The organism is uncultured Tenacibaculum sp., assembly GCF_947498805.1.
Lineage (GTDB): Bacteria > Bacteroidota > Bacteroidia > Flavobacteriales > Flavobacteriaceae > Polaribacter.
The window spans coordinates 104,419-121,817 of sequence record NZ_CANMLT010000003.1; the positions used below are offsets into that span (position 1 = coordinate 104,419).

The 17,399-nt window shown below is 33.1% G+C and carries 17 protein-coding genes; 8 read left to right on the top strand and 9 right to left on the bottom strand.

The window, feature by feature from the left end; genetic code table 11:
- Positions 1-2: 2 nt before the first annotated feature.
- Entirely contained in the window at positions 3-686 is a 684-nt protein-coding gene (locus Q0873_RS06175; protein WP_299105111.1) for an NRDE family protein, read from the bottom strand.
- Between the two features lie 111 nt (positions 687-797).
- Between Q0873_RS06175 and pruA the strand changes: the two genes are divergently transcribed.
- A complete protein-coding gene (gene pruA, locus Q0873_RS06180; RefSeq protein ID WP_299105112.1) occupies positions 798-2,423 on the top strand; it encodes an L-glutamate gamma-semialdehyde dehydrogenase in 1,626 nt (541 codons plus the stop codon).
- 58 nt (positions 2,424-2,481) lie between these two features.
- Here the strand turns inward: pruA and Q0873_RS06185 are convergent, their stop codons facing one another.
- On the bottom strand, positions 2,482-3,108 hold the full coding sequence (locus Q0873_RS06185; protein ID WP_299105113.1) for a YceI family protein: 627 nt from the start codon (positions 3,106-3,108) through the stop codon (positions 2,482-2,484).
- Between the two features lie 139 nt (positions 3,109-3,247).
- Between Q0873_RS06185 and Q0873_RS06190 the strand changes: the two genes are divergently transcribed.
- Positions 3,248-4,480, top strand: coding sequence for a DEAD/DEAH box helicase (locus tag Q0873_RS06190; RefSeq protein WP_299105114.1), 1,233 nt, complete (start codon positions 3,248-3,250; stop codon positions 4,478-4,480).
- A gap of 48 nt (positions 4,481-4,528) precedes the next feature.
- Positions 4,529-5,716, top strand: coding sequence for a glycosyl hydrolase family 18 protein (locus Q0873_RS06195; RefSeq protein ID WP_299105115.1), 1,188 nt, complete (start codon positions 4,529-4,531; stop codon positions 5,714-5,716).
- A 9-nt stretch (positions 5,717-5,725) separates the two neighbouring features.
- Here Q0873_RS06195 and rsmG read toward each other — a convergent pair whose 3' ends face one another.
- Positions 5,726-6,355, bottom strand: a complete 630-nt coding sequence (rsmG, locus tag Q0873_RS06200; protein ID WP_299105116.1) for a 16S rRNA (guanine(527)-N(7))-methyltransferase RsmG — start codon at positions 6,353-6,355, stop codon at positions 5,726-5,728.
- 146 nt (positions 6,356-6,501) lie between these two features.
- Here rsmG and Q0873_RS06205 point away from each other — a divergent pair, with 146 nt between their 5' ends.
- Positions 6,502-7,593: an acyl-CoA desaturase gene (locus Q0873_RS06205; protein ID WP_299105117.1), complete on the top strand. Its 1,092-nt coding sequence runs from the start codon at positions 6,502-6,504 to the stop codon at positions 7,591-7,593.
- A 24-nt stretch (positions 7,594-7,617) separates the two neighbouring features.
- Entirely contained in the window at positions 7,618-8,805 is a 1,188-nt protein-coding gene (locus Q0873_RS06210; protein WP_299105119.1) for a pyridoxal phosphate-dependent aminotransferase, read from the top strand.
- Between the two features lie 63 nt (positions 8,806-8,868).
- On the opposite strand, the gene Q0873_RS06215 is transcribed toward Q0873_RS06210, so the two are convergent.
- Entirely contained in the window at positions 8,869-9,084 is a 216-nt protein-coding gene (locus Q0873_RS06215; RefSeq protein WP_299105121.1) for a hypothetical protein, read from the bottom strand.
- Positions 9,085-9,298: 214 nt separating this feature from the next.
- The gene (locus Q0873_RS06220) at positions 9,299-9,781 is read right to left on the bottom strand and encodes a retropepsin-like aspartic protease (protein WP_299105122.1); all 483 of its coding nucleotides are present in this window, start codon (positions 9,779-9,781) and stop codon (positions 9,299-9,301) included.
- A gap of 37 nt (positions 9,782-9,818) precedes the next feature.
- Between Q0873_RS06220 and Q0873_RS06225 the strand changes: the two genes are divergently transcribed.
- Together Q0873_RS06225 and Q0873_RS06230 are read left to right on the top strand one after the other, a co-directional pair.
- The gene (locus Q0873_RS06225; protein ID WP_299105123.1) at positions 9,819-10,583 is read left to right on the top strand and encodes a TatD family hydrolase; all 765 of its coding nucleotides are present in this window, start codon (positions 9,819-9,821) and stop codon (positions 10,581-10,583) included.
- The gene (locus Q0873_RS06230; RefSeq protein ID WP_299105125.1) at positions 10,576-11,067 is read left to right on the top strand and encodes a methylated-DNA--[protein]-cysteine S-methyltransferase; all 492 of its coding nucleotides are present in this window, start codon (positions 10,576-10,578) and stop codon (positions 11,065-11,067) included. Before Q0873_RS06225 ends, Q0873_RS06230 begins: the two co-directional genes overlap by 8 nt.
- Positions 11,068-11,077: 10 nt before the next feature.
- Here the strand turns inward: Q0873_RS06230 and Q0873_RS06235 are convergent, their stop codons facing one another.
- Together Q0873_RS06235 and Q0873_RS06240 are read right to left on the bottom strand one after the other, a co-directional pair.
- Positions 11,078-11,527 carry a nucleoside deaminase gene (locus tag Q0873_RS06235; protein ID WP_299105127.1) on the bottom strand — a complete coding sequence of 150 codons (450 nt, stop codon included), beginning with the start codon at positions 11,525-11,527 and terminating at the stop codon, positions 11,078-11,080.
- Positions 11,524-12,078: an MOSC domain-containing protein gene (locus tag Q0873_RS06240; RefSeq protein ID WP_299105128.1), complete on the bottom strand. Its 555-nt coding sequence runs from the start codon at positions 12,076-12,078 to the stop codon at positions 11,524-11,526. Before Q0873_RS06240 ends, Q0873_RS06235 begins: the two co-directional genes overlap by 4 nt.
- A gap of 61 nt (positions 12,079-12,139) precedes the next feature.
- Here Q0873_RS06240 and Q0873_RS06245 point away from each other — a divergent pair, with 61 nt between their 5' ends.
- Positions 12,140-12,907 carry a UDP-2,3-diacylglucosamine diphosphatase gene (locus Q0873_RS06245; protein WP_299105130.1) on the top strand — a complete coding sequence of 256 codons (768 nt, stop codon included), beginning with the start codon at positions 12,140-12,142 and terminating at the stop codon, positions 12,905-12,907.
- A 49-nt stretch (positions 12,908-12,956) separates the two neighbouring features.
- On the opposite strand, the gene Q0873_RS06250 is transcribed toward Q0873_RS06245, so the two are convergent.
- Together Q0873_RS06250 and Q0873_RS06255 are read right to left on the bottom strand one after the other, a co-directional pair.
- A complete protein-coding gene (locus Q0873_RS06250; protein WP_299105131.1) occupies positions 12,957-14,273 on the bottom strand; it encodes a RagB/SusD family nutrient uptake outer membrane protein in 1,317 nt (438 codons plus the stop codon).
- A gap of 15 nt (positions 14,274-14,288) precedes the next feature.
- A complete protein-coding gene (locus tag Q0873_RS06255; protein WP_299105132.1) occupies positions 14,289-17,228 on the bottom strand; it encodes a SusC/RagA family TonB-linked outer membrane protein in 2,940 nt (979 codons plus the stop codon).
- Between the last annotated feature and the right edge of the window lie 171 nt (positions 17,229-17,399).

The window sequence follows — 17,399 nt, forward strand, 5'->3', positions numbered from 1 at the left end:
AACTAAGCAGGAACTAAATCGTAGTATTTTAAAGACACCTCTTGTTTGGTTTTAGACACAGAAGTTACACTTACTGTTTCTACCCGGCTACGTTTCATTTTTAGAGAAATCTCTGAGTTCCCTTTTGTTTCATCCTGATGAAATTTAACAATCTCATCTTGCTTGAAAGTTGGATTTTTCTGAATCCATTCAGCAAACCACTCCCTGCGCAATTGCTTTACATCATCGGTGTACAAAGTAGATGACGACCAAATTTTCGGTTCCTCTCCTAGTTCCTGAAAATGTTTTTGTTCTCCGTCCCAAACCAATTCATAAGCTTTTAATCCTTCTTTCCAATCAACCAAAACAATTGTAAAAGGTTCTATTCCATTAAAATCGAAATGATTAATAATTTCAACAGGATTATCTACTTTTAAAAGTTCTTTTACTATAACTCCCCTACTCATTCGATACGGTGCCTTTCTTTTGTGTTTTGTAAAACCACCATTTAACAGACAAATTAACCGGTCTTTTTCACTTAAACCAATCCATGTACCTCCAGCCAATTCATCTTTTGGATAGGTAAGTTTTACCTCATCCTCTAGATATGCTTTGGGAGGGATTGTTTTTCTATTTGGGTCTTCATCTCTATTAGATGTCAATATAAAATCGTTATTTCCTAAAGGCAAATAAGTTACCGTGCACATAAAGTATTTCAATTTGCTAAATATAGACGAACAAATCGTCTGGTCATTACTAAAAATAAACTTAACTTTGTCTTTCAAAAGTAAATTTAATTTAACAAACAACATACAAAAATGACAAGAGGATTTTTCAATGTTCCTAAAGCGGTAAACGAACCGGTAAAAGGATACGCTCCTGGTTCTCCAGAAAGAGAAGAATTGCTAGCTACTTATAAGTCTATGTTCAACAGTAACATTGATGTGCCAATGCATATTAATGGAGAAGAAGTAAGAACTGGTAACACGAGAAATATTACGCCTCCTCACGATCATAAGCATGTCGTTGGACAATATCACACAGCTGATAAATCTCATGTAGACAGTGCTATTGAAACGGCTTTAGCTGCTAGAGAAGCATGGTCTTCTGTTTCTTGGATGGAACGTGCATCAATCTTTTTAAAAGCTGCTGAATTGTTAGCAGGTCCTTACCGTGCTAAAATGAACGCTTCAACAATGATTGCTCAATCTAAAAATGTACACCAAGCAGAAATTGATGCTGCTTGTGAAATGATTGACTTTTTCCGTTTCAACGTTGAGTTTATGACTCAAATTTTCAAAGACCAGCCAGAATCTGCTCCAGGAATATGGAATAGAGTTGAATACAGGCCATTAGAAGGTTTTGTATACGCTATTACTCCATTTAACTTTACATCTATTGCTGCAAATTTACCAGCAGCAGCAGCTTTAATGGGGAATGTAGTAGTATGGAAACCATCTGATCACCAAGCTTATTCTGCTCAAGTAATTGTAGATTTATTTAAAGAAGCTGGTTTACCTGATGGTGTAATTAATGTTGTATATGGTGATCCAGTAATGATTACTGACACTGTATTAGCATCTCCAGATTTCTCTGGATTACACTTTACTGGATCTACTCATGTTTTCAAACACTTATGGAAACAAATTGGTAACAATATTGAGACCTACAAAACATACCCAAGAATTGTTGGTGAAACAGGAGGAAAAGACTTTATTTGGGCACATAATTCAGCAAACCCTTTACAAGTTGCTACGGCAATTACTAGAGGAGCTTTTGAATATCAAGGTCAAAAATGTTCAGCTGCGTCTCGTGCATACATCCCTGCTTCTCAATGGGAAGATGTAAAGAAGCATTTAGTTGCTCAAACTAGTGAATTAAAAATGGGATCTCCAGAAGACACCAACAACTTTATCAATGCAGTAATCCACGAAGGTTCTTTTGATAAAATTGCAAGTTATATTGATGCTGCAAAAGCAGATGCAGATGCAGATGTTATTATTGGAGGAGGTCATGATAAGTCGAAAGGATACTTTATTGAACCAACTGTAATTGTAGCTAAATCTCCAAAGTACGCTACTATGTGTACAGAGTTATTTGGTCCTGTAATTACTATTTATATTTATGAAGATACAGAATGGGAAGCTTCATTAAAGTTAGTAGATGAATCTACAGAATATGCTTTAACTGGTGCTATTTTCTCTACAGATAGATATATCGTAGAAAAAGCTTCAAAAACTTTAGAAAACGCTGCTGGAAACTTCTATATTAACGACAAACCAACTGGTGCAGTTGTAGGACAACAACCGTTTGGAGGAGCTAGAGCTTCAGGAACAAACGACAAAGCAGGTTCTGCTCAAAACTTATTACGTTGGACTTCTGTTCGTTTAATTAAAGAAACATTTGTTTCTCCAGAAGATTACAAATACCCTTTCTTAGGATAGAAGAATATACATACAAACTAAAAAGCGACCTTAATTAAGGTCGCTTTTTTTATTTAAATCAACATAATTCAATCTTCATATGTAAATACAACCATTTGGTTGCTATATCTTCTGATTTTCCATTCACAAGTTTGTCATAATCAATTCCCCAATCAAACAAGTTTACCTGTCCTTGCAATACCATTGAACTTACTCCACTTTCATAAGGCCCACGAATTCCAGTTGCAAATAACTTCACTTCTCTTTCCTCTCCTTTAATGGTCATTTTACCATTTACCTGATACCAATCTACTCCCATCATATACACATTGGTAGATTTAAATGTAATCTTTTCATTATTCATCCCAACAAATACTCCTGGTGTTTTAATTCGAGGGGTTAACTCTTCTGCTCTGTTCACATAGAAACTATCCGGATCTACTTCAAAAGAAACACTCATATTACCCAATGAATTTTCTTTAAACGTTAACATGGGAGTATATATATCTATATTTTCAACCACTCCTTCAAAAGGCGTACTACAGTGTCCATGCGTAACAAATAGATTGATTTTTTTCTTAGCCTCCACCTTCTCCTTCTTTGATACTTTCTTAGGTGCTTTTGTTTTATTAGTTACATAACCACTCATCAATGCAATAGTTGATACAACTCCTACTATAAACATTACTCTTTTTACTGACTTCATATTCTTGATTTTAATACTTCCTCTAAAGTACTTTTGCTTGTCGTTAAAAATGTCAATCAAGTGTAAAAAAAGTGTAAAATCAATAGTATTGAACTTATATCTCCTCTTTTCACCTACCTTTGTCAAAAAATAACATCTAATGCAGTTTTCTGATTTACAATTACACGAAACTATTCTAAAAGCGCTTACCGAAAACAAACATCATACAGCTACACCTGTACAGCAAAAAGTAATTCCGGTAGCACTGAATAGAAAAGATGTTATTGTTACCGCACAAACAGGAACTGGAAAAACTGCTGCTTTCGCTTTACCTATTATTCAAAGCTTATTAAAGGAACAGGACTCTGAGAAAGGGGGTAAAAAAATCAAAGCTTTAATTGTAAGTCCAACCAGAGAATTAGCTATTCAAATCCAGGAAAGCTTTAAAGCTTATAGCAAATACACTAATCTAAGAAGTACCGCAATATTTGGAGGAATGTCTACCGCTCCTCAAATAGATGTTTTAACTAAAGGAGTAGATATTCTTATTGCTACACCTGGTAGATTAATAGACTTGCATAGACAAGGTGTTGTAGAACTTCGTTTATTAAAAACATTGGTCTTAGATGAAGCGGATTTAATGTTAGATATGGGATTCATTGAAGATGTAAAACGAATCGAAGAATTATGTCCTCGAAAAAAGCAAACTTTGCTGTTTTCTGCAACCATGCCAACAAAAATTGCAGAACTAGCAAAATCAATGTTATACAATCCAGAAAAAATAACCATTGCTCCTTCTGGAAGTACTTCTGAAAACATTGGTCAATTATTATACTACGTTCCTAAGCGAAATAAAACAGATTTATGCTTACATCTTCTTCGAAACGAAATTAATGGTAAGATTATCATTTTTAGACGTACTAAGTTTGGTGTAGATAAGCTAGAACAAACACTGCTTAAAAACGGATACAAAGTCACAAGCATACATGGTGATAAAACACAAGCCATTCGAAATAAAGCTATTGAAGATTTTAAAAATAAAAAAGCCACTATTTTGATTGCTACTGATGTTGCTGCTCGTGGTATCGATATTAGTAAAGTAGATGCTGTATTTAATTTTGACTTACCAAACATTCCTGAGACTTATATACACCGTATAGGGAGGACTGGTAGAGCAGGAAAATCTGGAATAGCTTTTTCTTTGTGTAGTAAGGATGAGTTGAGCTACATCAAAACTATACAAGAGACTTTAAAAAGAGATATTAAAGTTGTAGAAGATCATCCTTTTCCTCTAGTAAAACCTAAACCTAAAAAACAGCCAAATACGGTTAGCAAACATAAAAAGAGTAGAAAATCTGCCAACTCAAAAAAAAAGAAAAAGCGTTGGTACTAATTTTCATTTTTTTGGTGTAGTTTTAATACATTAAACTACTAACCATTCATGAAACAACTAGTCCCCTTACTGTTCTTAATTACAGTCATTTCTTGTACTACTAAAACATCAACAAAAGAGGTTGTAAGTCAGCAAAACTTACATGAACAAACTTTTGCCAATAGATCGTTCATAAAAGAACAAGAATGGGATAGTTTAAACAAGATTTCAAACCAAATAGTCACGCATAAAAAAAGAAAACTCAATAAAAATTATAGAACTTTTGGGTGGCATCTATACTCCAACGGCTCTGCTTACAAAAACTATAATTTTTCTTTGCTTTGGGGCATTTCCTATTTCACCTACAATATTATACCTGAAACAGGAAAACCTAAAAGCATTCACCAATGGAAAACTACAGCATTAATAGATAGTGCACAGGCGAACAACTGTAAAGTATTTCTTTCGGTTTCTAACTTTGGAAATGCAAACAACTCAACTTTTTTATCGAATTCAAAAGCACAAGAGACATTGGCTAGCAATCTAACTGAATTATTAGCTTATAGAAATGCAAATGGAATTAATATTGATTTTGAAGGTGTTGCCAAAAAAGACAAAACAAAATTCACACAATTTGTTGTCCGACTTTCAAAAAAACTAAAAAAAGCCAATCCAAACTATATGGTTTCTCTTTGTTTATATGGAGTAGATTGGAATAATATTCTTGATATAAAAGCTCTTAATGCTCATATAAATTTTTACACACTTATGGGATATGATTACTATGGTGGTTTTAGTAAAGTAGCTGGACCAGTATCTCCTTTAAAAGAAAGTAAAACTTTTGGAAAAGGACTTGAAGCTTCCACCAAACATTATCTCAACAAAGGAGTAAAAGCAAAAGACTTAATTATCGGGCTTCCTTACTATGGTGCAGAGTGGGACACTTATTCTAACAAAATTCCTTCAAAAGTAAAAAGATTTAGATCTCATCCTCCGTACAAAAACATAAAACGTATTTACATAGATTCCTTAAAAAGTAAAGTATTGTTTAACCCTGAAAGTTCTTCAAGCTATCTTGCCATTAAAAATTCAGACAACAGTTACAGAGAAATTTGGTTCGAAAACAAAAAATCTCTTGCCATTAAATACGATTGGATAAAAACTAACAATCTTGGCGGTGTTGGCATCTGGACATTAGGATATGATGATGGATACCCTGAATTATGGAATTTACTTTCTGAGAAATTTTCAGAATAAACAAACCTATTACCCCTTGAATTTTACAGGTAAATGAACCACCTTTTTAGTTTCAAAAAAATCTTCTTCGAAATACGAAGGCAAATCATAAATCGTTGCATTTGGAAACTTGGCCAACTCCTCAGTTAAATCACCTCCTTTTAGATATAAAATTCCATTTTTTAAATCATGATTTTGTTTCTTTTGCACCTTGTTTTTAATCCAACGGTGAAAAGTTTCCATTTGAGCAACAGCTCTACTTACAATAAAATCATAGGTTTCTTTTACCTCTTCTACACGTCCGTGCGTAGTTTTTACATTCTCCAAACCTAAACCTTCTACCACTTCATTTACCACTTTTATCTTTTTCCCGATAGAATCTACTAAATGAAAATTAGTTTCAGGAAACAAAATAGCTAATGGAATCCCTGGGAAACCACCACCTGTACCTACATCCATTACACTGGCTCCTGGTTGAAACTCCATTACTTTTGCAATCCCCAACGAATGCAACACATGACGCATATATAACTCATCAATATCTTTACGAGAAACCACATTGATCTTTAAGTTCCAGTCTTCATACAACTCTTGTAATTTCGAAAAATGTGCTATTTGTTGTTCCGTAAGATTCGGAAAGTATTTTTTAATGATTTCCATGTTGATATAAATTTCGATGCAAAAGTAAAAAACTAATTAGTAACATTTACTTTTCAACAAAAGATATTCAAATTGTTAAAAAGTAGCTTAAAAGCAATAACCGTGTGGTAAAAACGTTTATTTTTGCGACTTATAACAAACAACAAATGAAGACAATAAACTTTTCTCGAATTGACCAAGCAAAGTTTTTTAGAACCCTTAACAAGCGTGTAAACTCTTATTTTAAAGAGAATAACATTAAAAGAACAGGGAACTGGAAACTTTATATTAAGGCTGCAGTAATGTTATCTCTATTCCTTGTGCCTTTTATTTTGATTTTAACTGTTGACATGTCTCAATGGATAAAATTAGCTCTTGCTTTAGTAATGGGAGTTGGAATGGCAGGTGTAGGTATGAACGTTATGCATGACGCCAATCACGAATCATTTTCTAGCAAGAAATGGGTAAATAAGCTTTTTGGAAGTAGTATTTATATTTTAGCAGGAAACGTATATAACTGGAAAGTACAACACAATGTTTTACATCACACGTATACAAACATTCCTGAACATGATGAAGACATTGATGCTGGTAGAGTTATTCGTTTTTCTAAACACGCACAATGGTTATGGATTCATAAATTCCAAAAATATTACTCAATTTTCTTATATGGGCTATTAACCATTAACTGGGCAATTACTACCGATTTTAAACAAATGCACAGTTATTTAAAAAGAAAATTATCTTATGGTGAATTTCCAAATCCAGCTACTGAATGGACTAAATTAGTCGTATCTAAGGTATTGTATTATATACTATGGATTGTGTTACCTATTGCAGTTTTAGACATTGCTTGGTGGAAAGTATTAATAGGATTTTTTGCAATGCATTATACTGCAGGAATCATTTTAAGTGTTATTTTTCAATTAGCTCATATTGTACCTAAAACTGAAATGCCTCTACCAGATGAAGATGGTAACATGAAGAATACTTGGGCAATTCACCAGTTATATACAACAGCAAATTTTGCTCCAAAAAACTGGTTGATTAACTTTTACACTGGTGGTTTAAATCATCAAGTAGAACACCATATTTTTCCACATATTTCACACATTCACTATAACAAATTAGCGAAAATTGTTAAAGAAACAGCTAAAGAGTTCAACTTACCGTATCATGAATACAGAACAACAAGAAGAGCTATTATTGAGCATTTTAAACACTTAGCTGAACTAGGAAAAAAACCACAACTAGCGTAAACACACACAACAATAATAAACACAATGTCACAAGCATTATCAAACAGAATTCAAAATTTACCTGTTTCGCAAACTTTAGCAATGGCCGCTAAAGCAAGAGAATTAAAAGGACAAGGTAAAGACATTATTAGCTTAAGTTTAGGAGAACCAGATTTTAATACTCCAGACTTTATTAAAGACGCAGCAATTGAAGCTATTAATCAAGATTATAATTCCTACACACCAGTAGATGGGTATGTTGAATTAAAAGAAGCTATTTGCGAAAAATTTAAGCGTGATAATGACTTAACCTATGCTCCAAATCAAGTCGTAGTATCTACTGGAGCAAAACAGTCAATTGCTAATGTAGCACAGGTATTATTAAATCCTGGTGACGAAGTTTTATTACCTGCTCCATATTGGGTAAGTTACTCTGCTATCGCAATGCTTTGCGAGGCTAAATTTATTGAAATCCCTTCTTCTATTGAGAATGATTTTAAAATTACTCCAGCGCAATTAGAAGCAGCAATTACGCCTAAAACAAAGATGATTTTCTTTAACTCTCCAAACAACCCTAGTGGGTCTATTTATTCAGAAGAAGAATATAGAGCATTGGCTAAAGTTTTAGAAAAGCATCCTCAGATATACATTTTATCTGATGAAATTTACGAGCATATTAACTATGGTAACAAGCCGTTTAGTTTTGCCGCTATAGAAAATATGTACGATCGTACTATTACAGTTAATGGTTTAGCAAAAGCTTTCGCCATGACTGGTTGGAGAATTGGTTTTATCGGGGCTCCAGATTGGATTGCAAAAGCATGTACTAAAATGCAAGGACAAATTACTTCAGGAACAAATTGTATTGCTCAACGTGCAGCAATTACTGCCGTAAAAGCATCTCCTGAAAAAGTTCAATACATGGTAGATGAATTTAAAAACCGTAGAGACTTAATGTTAAATCTATTAGGTGAAATCGACGGTTTCAAATTAAATGTACCAGAAGGTGCTTTTTATATTTTTCCAGATATCTCAGCTTTCTTCGGAAAAACAATCCAAGGAAAAGAAATTAAAAATGCTAACGACTTTTCTATGTTATTGTTAGAAGAAGCTAATGTAGCTACGGTAACAGGAGAAGCATTTGGTGCACCAAATTGCATTCGTTTATCATATGCTGCTTCAGAATTACAATTACGCGAAGCGGTAAAAAGAATAAAAGCTATTTTAGTGTAAGCTATAATAAAGACTTATAAAATTTCTAAAATCTCATAACATTTGTTGTGAGATTTTTTTTATTTACACAACTAGAAGTACTAAAGCAATAGCAAACATTGAAACTTTTAAGATAGTAGCTGTTTCACTGTATAATTTTGAGCTATCGTTTTTTATTTTGTTTTTAACTCGTGACAATGATTCATCTTTCATTGAACGAATATTTCTTTTAATTTCTTGTTTATAAACGGAGGATAAAATTCCTCTTTCTAATACTAAGTTATTTACTGACGTTTTCATGGTTATTGATTTTAATTGATTACATCTATACGACGCAGATCAAAAAAAAATGTTACAAGATTTTCATCCTATAACATTTAATTAATATAATAAACGTTTAATCTAAAATTTCTAAAAAACCAATAAAATCAGTTTACATAAATATGTTTCCGAAGGTAGAAAAACTAAAATTTAGCCTTGTAATTTTAACGTTTTTTAACAAATTTTCTTACTTCTAAAACGGAACTCTATATAGTTTTTTACGATTTTTTTTCTTTAATTTTTTCAAATACAATACTTTTTTATCATAATCAATAAATGCTTTTCCACTTTCTAAAACATCTGCTCCGATGATTCCATGAACCTCATTTGCATCATGTTGGGTAAGTGCTGTATTTACATGAGACATATCAAACAACACCAAATTAGACTGGTTTGTCTTCCATTTTCCTATTTGTAAAGCATTGTTATCTGATTTTTGCGTTTCCATATCAGTAGCTCCAGCACCTGCTGCTTTTACTTCGCTTTCTTCTGAAATTAAGTTGAAATGTTCTTTCAAATCTAACCCTACACATGAATTCGATGCTCCAGTATCTAAAATAAAACGTCCTTTCACTCCATTAATCTCTGCTTCCAACTCTAGATGGTTTGTGATTATTTTCTTTAGTTTTATTTTTATGTATTTCTTTTTTCTTAATACTTTTTTCAAACTTGCCATTTCTCGTACTTTTGCTAGCTGTAAAGATACGCTATAAATGATTACAGATACACACACGCACTTATATTCTGAACAATTCGACGAAGACAGAAATGAAATGATGCAACGCGCTAAAGAAGCTGGTATTTCTCGCTTTTTTATTCCCGCTATTGATAGTTCGTATACCTATAGAATGTTAGACTTAGAAAAAAACTATCCTAATGATGTTTTTTTAATGATGGGACTGCATCCTACTTCTGTAAAAGAAAACTACCTGGAAGAATTAGCTCATGTAAAAGAGTGGTTGGATAAGCGTAATTTTTATGCTATTGGTGAAATTGGCATTGATTTATATTGGGATAAAAGCTTTCTACCTCAACAACAAGAAGCTTTTAGAACACAAATTCAATGGGCTAAAGAAAAAAAACTACCTATTGTAATTCATTGTAGAGAAGCTTTTGATGAAATCTTTGAAGTACTGGAGACAGAAAAAAGCGACGATTTATTTGGAATTTTTCACTGTTTTACTGGAACACTCGAACAAGCACAACGAGCAATTTCTTATAATATGAAATTAGGAATTGGAGGAGTAGCAACTTTTAAAAATGGAAAAATCGATAAGTTCTTACATCAAATAGATATTAAGCATATTGTTCTAGAAACTGATGCTCCTTACTTAGCTCCCACTCCTTATCGAGGAAAACGCAATGAGAGTTCTTACATTACCAATGTAATAGACAAATTAGTTGATATTTATGGTTTAACTTTTGAAGAAATTTCGGAAATTACTACTCGAAATTCTAAAGAAGTATTCAGTGTCTGATGTACAAACCACATATTATAAAACACCTATCGGAATTGCAGAAATTATTGGAAACAAAAATGGTATTCAGTCTATTTCTGTTCTAGATGATGATACTGAAATCTCAAACAAATCAAAGAGTATTCCTAACGAATTACAAGATTGTGTACAACAATTAGAAGAGTATTTTACAGGAAACAGAAAAGAATTTAATCTAAAGTTAAACCCAAAAGGAACAGACTTTCAACAAAACGTTTGGAACGAACTTTTAAATATTCCTTTTGGAAAAACCAGAAGTTATTTAGAACAAACTAAAAAAATTGGAGATGTAAAAGCTATAAGAGCCGTAGCTTCTGCCAATGGAAAAAACCCTATATGGATTGTTATTCCATGTCATAGAGTAATTGGTTCGGACGGTTCTTTAACGGGATATGCTGGCGGTGTTTGGCGTAAAAAATGGTTATTAGAACACGAAAGTGGTACTAAACAGCAAACCTTATTTTAGTCTTAGGAAACTAGTTCAAATTTCGTTTTTCAACAAAAAACTTTTTCAATAGAAAACTACATTCCTCTTCTAAAACTCCGGATACTACTTTTGTTTTTGGATGTAATTTAGTTTGTAAAACACTGTATCCTAATTTAGGTTCACTTGCTCCATAAACAATTTTACCTATCTGTGTCCAATAACTAGCTCCTGCACACATTTGACACGGCTCTAATGTTACATAAAGCGTACAATCTTTTAAATACTTTCCTCCTAAATAATCTGCTGCTGCAGTAAAAGCTTGCATTTCTGCATGTGCAGTTACATCATTAAGCACTTCTGTTAAATTATGTGCTCTTGCAATAATTTGGTCTTTATGAGTAATTACCGCACCTACAGGAACTTCTCCTTTATCAAATGCAATCTGAGCCTCTTGTAAAGCTCTTTTCATGAAATAGGTGTCATCAAACGGGTTTATCATGCCTTTTGCTTTCTTTTTTTGGTATAGATATCTGCAATTGTTGGTTGGGTTCTATCTGATTGAATTAATTCAAACACATCATCTTTTTTAACAAAACCTGTTTGTAAAACCTTAAAATATACGCCACTCATTGTTGTATTCCAAAATTGCTTTACAATTTTCATATCATTAAATCGAACTCCTAACTTCATGCAAGGCTGACGTGGTTTGGTTACTTCTAAAATTACTTCTCCCACTTTATATTGGTCTCCCACATGAATTGCTGTTTCTTCTAAATCAGATAGTGTCAAATTCTCTCCAAACATCCCCATTTCCCAATTTAAATCAGGGTACTCTTTTTTAAAGTGATCATAGTGTTTTAAAGAATAGGCATATACGGCTTGGTCAACTCCTCCATGGTATTTTCTATCACAAATTACATCTTCTCTAACCTCTTCTTTATCTAAAAAAATAGGTTGATCAACCGAATACTTAAATATTCCTGTGGTAACCTTTTTACCTTTCCAATCTATCTCTTTTCTCTCTCCTAAATTTACAGATACTATCTTCATATAAATCGTTTTTCACAAAGTTAGACAAATAAAATAGCTATTTTTGATAAAATTTTCTGATTTGATTTCAATTACAACGCAAACCAATAAAAAAGTATATTTTGCCTCTGACCAACATTTAGGTGCACCTACACCTGAGGAAAGTTTTCCACGCGAACAAAAGTTTGTTCAATGGTTGAATGAAGTAAAAAAAGACGCTGAAGCTATTTTTTTACTCGGTGATTTATTTGATTTCTGGTTTGAATATAAAACTGTTGTCCCTAAGGGCTTTGTTCGTGTTTTAGGGAAATTAGCGGAAATTAAGGACAGTGGCGTTCCTATTTATTTTTTTGTTGGAAACCATGACTTATGGATGTCAGATTATTTTGAAAAAGAGTTAAACATTCCGGTATATCATAAACCTCAAGAGTTTTTGATTAATGGAAAAATTTGTTTGATTGGACATGGAGACGGATTAGGTCCTCACGACAAAGGTTATAAACGTATGAAAAAGGTTTTTACATTTAAACCTTTTCAATGGATGTTTCGATGGTTACACCCTGATTTAGGTGTTAAACTAGGACAATATATGTCGGTAAAAAACAAATTGATTTCTGGAGATGAAGATGCTAGGTTTTTGGGAGAAGAGAATGAATGGCTTGTGCAATATTGCAAACGCAAATTAGAAACCAAAAAGTATCATTATTTTATATTTGGTCATAGACATCTTCCACTAGAAATAAAACTAGAGGAAAATAGTTACTATATAAACACAGGAGATTGGGTAAAGTATTTTACTTATGGTGTTTTTGAAAATGACACTTTAAACTTAAAAGAATACTCTTTATAAACAAAAAAGCATCTATTAAATAGATGCTTTTTTTGGTATTATATCTTGATTAAATTCCTAATTCACTAAATGGAGTTGGGAAGGCATCAAGTATATTATCTCCTGCTCTATCTAAAGGAACATAGGTTGTGTTCAATCTATTCAAACGTCTTAGATCTACCCATCTATGTCCTTCCCCTAGTAGAGAATATCTTCTTTGTATTAATACTTCTTCTGTCAAATCATTGTCAGTTGTTCCTCCTGAATAATTTGCTAAACCAGCAGCATTTCGCACTACATTAATTGCAGTAACCACCTCCGTATTATTTGTTCCAATATTGGCTTCAGCATACATTAAAATAAGCTCTTCATTTCTTATCAAATAAACCGGATCAGTATTACTCTTGTAAACTGCAATTTGGTGAGTTCCTGACAATCCATCAAACGAAGCAGGAGCACTTAATAAAAATGATTTATTTGTTACACGGGTGTCACCAGCTTCTGCATCCGCTATCCAACTATTATGAATAACAAATTCTTGTCCAGATTGCCCTAAAACGTAAAATAAACTATTTAATATATCATTACCAGTAGCACCAAATACATGTGCTACTCCTTTATTTAAACTTCCATTTAAATCAAAGAATGATTGATTCAATAAAGTCAACGCTTTAGCCTTATCATCTTGATACAAAGCAACTCTTGCAGCTAATGCTCTATTAAATTCTAAAAAGGTCGAAGGTGTATTAAAACCTGTATAACCTGCACTCAAAGAAAAATCAAAACTAGCTGGGGAACTTCCTAAGTTTCCTGCTGCATCGTCTAATATTCCTGCTATGGCAGTTAATGCTTCTGGATACCCTACAATTGGACCTAAGTTATCAGGATCAGAAACATCTATTCTAATACCATTGGTGTATTGTCTATTAGCTAACATTAATAAAGCATATGCTTTAATCGTTTTTGCATAACCATAATAAGATGCTTTTACAGAATCATTAAATCCTGCTTGAGAGTTCTCAACAGCCGTTATTAAAACATTTGCTGATTTTACCACTCTATACCAAGCGGCATAAGCTCTTGTTGTCAAAAATCCATTATTATCTAATGGCCCTTTTAAAACCTCTCCAGTATATCTAGGATCAACTCCTGAAAGATCGTAGTATTCTCTAGCTAAATAACTAACCGTTTCATAATGAAAATCTAAATCATTTCTCATTATCGCTTCCAAACCAACCGCCAATGATTGAACATCCGCCTGAGAAGCATTATTCGCAAAACTCTCAAGTGTTGGTGCATTTGAATTAGGAATCTCCTCAAGTTCACAACTAAAAAAAGACACCGTCACTAAGACTAATAATATTTTATATATTTTGTTATTAAACATAATTCTCTTTTTTAATTAAAAATTAACATTAAGGTGAAAGTTGATAAACTTTGACGCAGGATATGGAGTTACCTCTACGTTGTTCGCTAATACATTGTTTCCAAAGTTAGATACCTCTGGATCATAACTATTATAGTCGAAAATATTAATTAAGTTTCTTCCTGAAATTCCAACTTTAACTCTTTCTAAGCCTTTAAAGACTCCTTCATCAAAAGTATAATACAATCCTATTTCTCTTAATCTTAAATAACCAGCATCTTCAATTACAGGATCTGGATTAGAGAATGCTTGACTTGCTCTATATGGACCATTTGCCAATTGTCCTGATGGATCTAAACCAGTATCATCATAATCCCATGTAGTTCCAGCTAAATCGTATAATAACGTCGTTAAGTTAATTCCATCTCCTCCTTTTTTCCAGTGCCATAAGAATGATAAATCAAAATTCTTATATCGAATACTATTTTGCCATGACATTTGAAAATCTGGTTCTGCATTTCCGTATACTGCAAACCCATCACCATCTGGATCAATAGCAGCAACTTGTGCTGGTGTTAATGTATTTGGATACGTCCCTACAATTTGTGTTGCACTTTCTCCTTCTTTAATTAAGAAAGTTCCTAAAGAAGCAGCAAAACCACCTGTTGTAAAACTAGGAACATCTAGTCTTGTTACTTCAGATTTATTTTTCCACCATTTTATGTTCGTATTCCATGAAAAATTTTCCTTTTCAATTACTCCAGCTGTTAACCCTAATTCAATCCCTCTATTTTCTAACTCTCCTGCATTTTTAATCTCTCTAGTAAAACCAGAAGATGTAGGAACCTGAGCTTGAATTAATAAGTCGTCAATTTTCTTTTGATAGAATGTAGTTTCTAATGTAATCCTTCCATCAAATAAACCTAAATCAAATCCGTACTCTAATTCTTTTTGTCTCTCTGGTCCAATATTCGGACTTCCTCTAAAAGTATCTGGAGCCAATCCTGAACTCCCTCCAATAAATTGAGCATCTGTTAAAGTAAACCTATCATTGAAATTAGGGAATCTACCCGCTTCACCATACGCTATTCTTGGCTTAAATGTTGAAATTGCTTCAATATTCCAAAAATCAAATTTGTGTACATTGATTGCTAAATTAGCTTTAGGATAGTAGTACATTTTGTTAGCCTGACCATTGTTTGTAGACTTATCTCCTCTAAAACCGATGGTACCAATAATTTTATCATCAAAATTAATCTCTTCTTGTACAAAGAATCCTTTATCTTTTTGTAATCTTTCTACCTGCGAAATATTCTTATTACTAGCCAATGTTAAATTGGTTAAAGAACCATCAAACCCTGTTCCAATAGAAACAACTGTATTCCTATCAAAATCTTGTAAGAAACTACCAAACTGAGTAGTAAACTTCAATCCATTCTCTAATTTTAACTTATGTACTAAAAAAGCAGATAAATTGAAATTTGTATTTACCGTTGTTCCAGATACCGCTGCTCCTCTTAATGTAGAAGGGTCTCTAAAATATGATAAAGCTCTTGGGAAAATACTCGAAGTTCTTAACGTATACTGATCAAAACCTGCTTGTAAAACCAGTTTTAACTGATTACTTTCTTCGTTTAAGATTTGAATGTTTGTGGTAGCACTTCCAATAAATCTATTTACTTTTTCTCTGTTTGTTGTAAGAGCAATAGTTTCTAAAACGTTAGATCCTGCTCCTCCCGCAGGATAAGCTCCATCTACTGGTGATAAGTTCTCCCATGGATAGGTAAACGCTAAGGCATACCCTACTGTTCTGTTTGCATTACCATTGTTAAAGAAACCTCTATCTCCTACTGAGTTTATATAGTTTGAAGTAACATATAAATCTAACCAATCGGTAAATTTTTGTCCTACATTTAAACGGATCGATGATTTTTTATACCCTGTATTCTCTACCAATCCTGGCTCATCTTTGTGAGTAACTCCCAAGAAGTAATCTGTTTTTTCAGAACCTCCAGAGGTAGTAAATCTTGTTGTAGTTGAAATTCTAGTATGGTCAAAAAGTTCTGCTTCATAATCTCTTAACGTAGGATTTTGCGGACCTCCTAATGCAGTTATTTCAGATTGATCCCAATCTCTTAAACCTAATAATCTAGTAGGACTTCTCAATCCTAAAGTTTGAGAGAAAGTAACTCTTGGTTTACCAGTTTTCCCTCTTTTTGTAGTGATAATTACCACCCCTCCAGCAGCTCGAGATCCATAAATTGCTGCAGCAGACGCTCCTTTAAGAATTTCTACATTCTCAATATCTTCTGGATCAATATCTGCAATCCTGTTAGATGCATCATCTTGATTTGTTGCGGCATTTCCTCCTCCAGCGGCTTCACTTACGACATCATTTCCTAAAGAAATTGATTGATTATCAACATAAACTCCATCAACAATAAATAACGGTTGTTGATTTCCAAAAATCGAGGTTACCCCTCTTAATCTCATCGAGATACCTCCCCCTGGGGCTCCAGAATTTGCTTTAATTTCTGCTCCAGCAAACTTTCCAGATAAGGCACTATCAAAACCTGATTGTGAAGTAACTTCTGTTAATTCTGCTGCACTAATGGTAGATACGGTATTTGCCAAATTTGATCTTTTTGTAGAAGTCGCTAATCCTGAAATTACAACCTCATCTAAAATCCCATCTTCTTTCAACACAACATTAACAGATGCAACAGAGTACACAGTTTTTTCTTGTGTTGCAAAACCAATTGAAGAGAACACCAGTGTGGCTGGCATTTTTCCAACAGTTATTTCAAACTCTCCTTGTTCGTTAGTGCTCACACCATTGGCGGTGTCTTTTTCTATCACATTAACAAAAGGTACTGGCTCTCCCAGTTCATCTACAACCTTACCCTTGAGTTGTTGGGCTTGTGATATAGACACAAAGAATAACCCCAACACTAGTAGCATTGCTTTTAAATTCATAATTAATATTTTAAGTTAGTAATAACAATAATAATGATTATTCTCTTAAAATTTTTAAGTTATCTAATTTATTTACAGTTAATAACGCACCAAATTCATTTCTTTAACATAAAAAAAGGTCAAAGAAACTTTCATCTCTTTGACCTTTTTTTAAAAGTTTTACTATGCTAT

Excerpts from the sequence above, each read along its gene's own strand:
- Q0873_RS06175 (WP_299105111.1), bottom strand. The coding sequence starts at position 686 with ATGTGCACGGTAACTTATTTGCCTTTAGGAAATAACGATTTTATATTG.
- pruA (WP_299105112.1), top strand. The coding sequence starts at position 798 with ATGACAAGAGGATTTTTCAATGTTCCTAAAGCGGTAAACGAACCGGTA.
- Q0873_RS06185 (WP_299105113.1), bottom strand. The coding sequence starts at position 3,108 with ATGAAGTCAGTAAAAAGAGTAATGTTTATAGTAGGAGTTGTATCAACT.
- Q0873_RS06190 (WP_299105114.1), top strand. The coding sequence starts at position 3,248 with ATGCAGTTTTCTGATTTACAATTACACGAAACTATTCTAAAAGCGCTT.
- Q0873_RS06195 (WP_299105115.1), top strand. The coding sequence starts at position 4,529 with ATGAAACAACTAGTCCCCTTACTGTTCTTAATTACAGTCATTTCTTGT.
- rsmG (WP_299105116.1), bottom strand. The coding sequence starts at position 6,355 with ATGGAAATCATTAAAAAATACTTTCCGAATCTTACGGAACAACAAATA.
- Q0873_RS06205 (WP_299105117.1), top strand. The coding sequence starts at position 6,502 with ATGAAGACAATAAACTTTTCTCGAATTGACCAAGCAAAGTTTTTTAGA.
- Q0873_RS06210 (WP_299105119.1), top strand. The coding sequence starts at position 7,618 with ATGTCACAAGCATTATCAAACAGAATTCAAAATTTACCTGTTTCGCAA.
- Q0873_RS06215 (WP_299105121.1), bottom strand. The coding sequence starts at position 9,084 with ATGAAAACGTCAGTAAATAACTTAGTATTAGAAAGAGGAATTTTATCC.
- Q0873_RS06220 (WP_299105122.1), bottom strand. The coding sequence starts at position 9,781 with ATGGCAAGTTTGAAAAAAGTATTAAGAAAAAAGAAATACATAAAAATA.
- Q0873_RS06225 (WP_299105123.1), top strand. The coding sequence starts at position 9,819 with ATGATTACAGATACACACACGCACTTATATTCTGAACAATTCGACGAA.
- Q0873_RS06235 (WP_299105127.1), bottom strand. The coding sequence starts at position 11,527 with ATGATAAACCCGTTTGATGACACCTATTTCATGAAAAGAGCTTTACAA.
- Q0873_RS06240 (WP_299105128.1), bottom strand. The coding sequence starts at position 12,078 with ATGAAGATAGTATCTGTAAATTTAGGAGAGAGAAAAGAGATAGATTGG.
- Q0873_RS06250 (WP_299105131.1), bottom strand. The coding sequence starts at position 14,273 with ATGTTTAATAACAAAATATATAAAATATTATTAGTCTTAGTGACGGTG.
- Q0873_RS06255 (WP_299105132.1), bottom strand. The coding sequence starts at position 17,228 with ATGAATTTAAAAGCAATGCTACTAGTGTTGGGGTTATTCTTTGTGTCT.